Source organism: Mesorhizobium sp. M7A.F.Ca.CA.001.10.2.1 (assembly GCF_003998575.1).
Lineage (GTDB): Bacteria > Pseudomonadota > Alphaproteobacteria > Rhizobiales > Rhizobiaceae > Mesorhizobium.
In genome coordinates, this window is record NZ_RZQY01000519.1 from 1 (window position 1) to 4,343 (window position 4,343).

3 protein-coding genes are annotated in these 4,343 nt (G+C 65.2%); all 3 read right to left on the reverse strand.

Annotated elements, in window-relative coordinates; genetic code table 11:
- On the reverse strand, positions 1-1,652 hold a 1,652-nt coding region (locus EN964_RS26275), incomplete at its 3' end, for a molybdopterin-dependent oxidoreductase (RefSeq protein WP_164775997.1).
- Between the two features lie 3 nt (positions 1,653-1,655).
- Complete coding sequence (nirD, locus tag EN964_RS26280; RefSeq protein ID WP_127267123.1) at positions 1,656-1,985, reverse strand: nitrite reductase small subunit NirD; 330 nt, start codon at positions 1,983-1,985, stop codon at positions 1,656-1,658.
- Positions 1,986-1,990: 5 nt separating this feature from the next.
- Positions 1,991-4,343: nitrite reductase large subunit NirB (gene nirB / locus EN964_RS26285; RefSeq protein WP_164775998.1), on the reverse strand; the 2,353-nt coding region annotated here is incomplete at its 5' end.

Consider the following 4,343-nt stretch of genomic DNA (forward strand, 5'->3'; position numbering starts at 1 on the left):
GGCCAGAAGGGGTCGGCACGACCGGGCGCCGGCCACTGGAACGGCTCAAGCGTTGCGTAGGTCTCGCCATCAACTCCGCCGTAGACGCCAATATCGAAGTCCCGCACACCATCATTCTCGAACCCCGACAGCGCCGCGTGTTCAGCAAAAACTTCCGCCGGCGTCGCATAGGAAAACGCCTCGCCGAACCCCATCCGCTTGCCCACCTCGGCGACGATCCGCCAGTCGGGCAGCACCTCGCCGGGCAGCTCCAAAAACGCGCGCTGGCGCGACACCCGGCGCTCTGAATTGGTGACGGTGCCGTCCTTCTCGCCCCAGGCGGCGGCGGGCAGCCGGACATGGGCATGGCGGACGGTGTCGGTCCGGGCCAGCACGTCCGACACCACCACGAAAGGGCACGCCTTGATCGCCGCTTCGACGGCATCGGCGTCCGGCATCGAATCGACCGGGTTGGTGGCCATGATCCACAGCGCCTTGATGCGCCCGTCGGCCAGCGCCTGGAACATCTCGACTGCCTTCAGGCCGGGCTTTCCGGCAATGGCCGGCGCGTTCCAGAAGCGCTGCACACGGTCGCGATGGTCGGGGTTTTCGATCTCCATATGGGCGGCGAGCATATTGGCCATGCCGCCGACCTCGCGGCCGCCCATGGCGTTGGGCTGGCCCGTCACCGAAAACGGCCCTGCTCCGGGTTTGCCGATGCGGCCGGTGGCGAGATGGCAGTTGATGATGGCGTTGACCTTGTCGGTGCCGGATGACGACTGGTTCACACCCTGGCTGTAAACCGTCACCGTTTTCGCCGTCGCCGCAAACAGGCTGTAGAAACGGCCAAGCTCGTCCTCGCTCAGGCCGGTGGCGGCGGCGACGCCGGCCAGGTCGAGCGCGGAGGCCGCGAAAAGCGCTTGCCCGAAGCCGGTCGTGTGCGTCGTGATGTAGGCGCGGTCGAGCGCATTGTGCTGGCCGAGATAAGCGAGCAGGCCCGTGAACAAAGCGACGTCGCCATCGGGCGCGATCGCCAGATGCATATCGGCGATGTCAGCGGTCATGGTGCGACGCGGGTCGACCAGGACGATCTTCATCTCCGGCCGCTTTTCCCGGGCAGCCGCGATGCGCTGGTAGAGCACCGGATGGCACCAGGCGAGGTTGGAGCCGACCAGCACGATCAGGTCGGCCAGTTCCAGATCCTCGTAGGTTCCTGGCACGGTGTCGGAGCCGAAAGCGCGGCGGTGGCCGGCGACCGAGGAGGCCATGCACAGGCGCGAATTGGTGTCGATGTTGGCCGAGCCGACAAAACCCTTCATCAGTTTGTTGGCGACATAATAGTCCTCGGTCAGCAACTGGCCGGAGACATAGAAGGCGACCGCATCGGGCCCATGGTGGGCGATGGTCTGCGAGAAGGTCGAAGCGACCAGGTCGAGCGCCTCGTCCCAGCCGGCGCGGCGACCATGGATCTCCGGATGAAGCAGCCTGCCGCCGAGATCGATGGTCTCGGCCAGTGCCGAGCCCTTGGAGCAGAGCCGACCGAAATTGGCCGGATGGTTGGGGTCGCCGCGCACGGACACCTGCCCGTCCGCGGCGACCTTCGCCAGCACGCCGCAGCCCACCCCGCAATAGGGGCAGGTGGTCCTCACCTCGCGCGCTTCCTCAATCTCCATGGTTCAGGCCGCGCGGCTGGCCAGCGCTTCCAGCGCGATGAACAGACGTTCGCCTTCGACCCGCACCGGAATGGTGCGCACCGCGCCCTCGTCGGCGCCGAGCGCTTTGCCCGTCTCCAGCGAAATCACCCAGTTGTGCAAGGGACAGGTCACCGCCGCACCGTGCACGATGCCCTGGCTGAGCGGTCCACCCTTGTGCGGGCAATGGTCGTCGATGGCATAGACCTGATCATCGGCGGTGCGGAAGACGGCGATCTTGCCTTCCGGGGTGGCGACGCAGCGCGCGCCGCGGCGGGGGATGTCGGCGATAGAGCCGATGGCGATCCAGTTCATGATTGTCACTCCGCCGCCTGCGCAAACCCGACCGAGGCCATCGGCCGGAATTCGTGCTTGTCCTTGCCGGAAACGCGTTCCGACCACGGATCGACCTGGGCGAATTTCTGGCTGAAGACGAAGCGGTCGTAATAAGCCTTGCGCTTCTCGCCATCGTCCATGATCTGACGCTTGATCTCGGGGATGCCGATGCGTTTGGCCCATTTGTAGATGCGCTCGAGATAGCGACCCTGCTCGCGATACATCTGCGTCAGCGCCACGATATGCTCCAGCGCCTCATCCTCGGTCTTGACCAGGCCCAGCACCTCGGTGCCCTTGATGTCGAGGCCGGCCGCGCCGGCGAAATGGATCTCGTAGCCGGAGTCGACGCAGATCACGCCGACATCCTTGCAGGTCGCCTCGGCACAGTTGCGCGGACAGCCCGACACCGCCATCTTGACCTTGGCCGGCGTCCACGAGCCCCACATGAATTTTTCGATGCGGACGCCAAACCCTGTCGAATCCTGCGTGCCGAAGCGGCACCAGTCCGAGCCGACGCAGGTCTTCACCGTGCGCAACCCCTTGGCATAGGCGTGGCCGGAGACGAAGCCGGCCTGACCGAGATCGGCCCATACCGCCGGCAGGTCCTCCTTGCGGATGCCGAGCATGTCGATGCGCTGGCCGCCGGTGACCTTGACCATCGGGATTTCGAACTTGTCGACGACGTCGGCGATGGCGCGCAGCTCCGCCGCGTTGGTGACGCCGCCCCACATGCGCGGCACCACCGAATAGGTGCCGTCCTTCTGGATGTTGGCGTGGACGCGCTCGTTGATGAAGCGCGACTGGTAGTCGTCGGCGTACTCGTCCGGCCAGTCGCAGACGAGATAATAGTTGAGCGCCGGCCGGCATTTGGCGCAGCCGCAGGAGGTCGTCCACTCCAGTTCCTGCATGACGGCGGGAATGGTCTTCAGGCCCTTGGCGATGATCAGCCGGCGCACCTCGTCATGGCCGAGCGTCGTGCAGCCGCACATCGGCTGCACCGCCGCCGGATTGTATTTGTCGCCGATGGTCAGCACCATCAGCTTCTCGACCAGCCCGGTGCAGGAGCCGCAGGAGGCTGACGCCTTGGTGTGGGCACGCACGTCGTCGAGCGAGGTCAGGCCCTTCCCCGTAATCGCGCCAGTGATCTTTCCCTTGCAAACGCCGTTGCAGCCGCAGATTTCCGCATCATCCGGCAAGGCTGCAACGGCCGCCATAGGGTCCAGCGGGGCACCCCCCTGGTAGGACTGGCCGAAGATGAGCGTGTCGCGCATTTCGGAAATATCGGTCTGCTTCTTCTTGAGGTCGTTGAACCAGGCTCCATCAGCCGTCTCGCCATAGAGCACGGTACCGATGATGCGGTCGTCCTTCAGGACGAGGCGCTTGTAGACGCCGGCGGCCGCATCGCGCAGCACGATCTCCTGGCGGTCCTCGCCCTCGGCGAAGTCGCCGAGCGAGAACAGGTCGATGCCGGTGACCTTGAGCTTGGTCGGCGTGTCCATATGGACGAAGGCCGCCGCCTCGTTGCCGGCCAGCTGGCTGGCTGTGACCCGCGCCATCTCGTAGAGCGGTGCGACGAGGCCATAGACCTGGCCGTTGACCTCGGCACATTCGCCGAGCGCGTAGATGTCGGGATCGTTGCTGCGCATGCCGGCGTCGACGACGATGCCCCTGTTGACAGCGATGCCGGCCTGTTTCGCCAGCGCCGAATTCGGCCTGATGCCGACGGCCATCACCACAAGCGTTGCTGGGATAATGGTGCCGTCAGCAAGCTCCACCTGCCCGACCTTGCCGTTGCCTGTGATCGCCTGTGTGTTGGCCTTGGTGATCACCTTGATGCCGCGCTGCTCCACGGCACGCTGCAGCAGATAGCCGGCCGCGGGATCGAGTTGGCGCTCCATCAGCGTCGGCATGACATGCAGCACGGTGACGTCCATGCCTTGCGCGTTCAGCCCTGCTGCCGCCTCCAGCCCGAGCAGGCCGCCGCCGATGACCACCGCCTTGGCGCGCGACTGGGCGGCAAGCATCATCGCCTGGACGTCATCGAGGTCGCGATAGGTCAGCACGCCCGGCAGATCATGGCCCGGCACCGGAATGATGAACGGCACCGAACCGGTGGCGATGACGAGCTTGTCGTAAGGCTCGGTGACACCATGATCCGAAGTAACGGTCTTTGCCGTCCGGTCGATGGCAATGATCTTGTGGCCCTTGTAGAGGGTGATGTTGTTGGCGATGTACCAGCCGTCGCCGTGGATGATGATCTCCTCATAGGCTTTCTCGCCCGACAGAACCGGCGACAGCATGATGCGGTCGTAATTGACGCGCGGCTCGGCGTTGAAG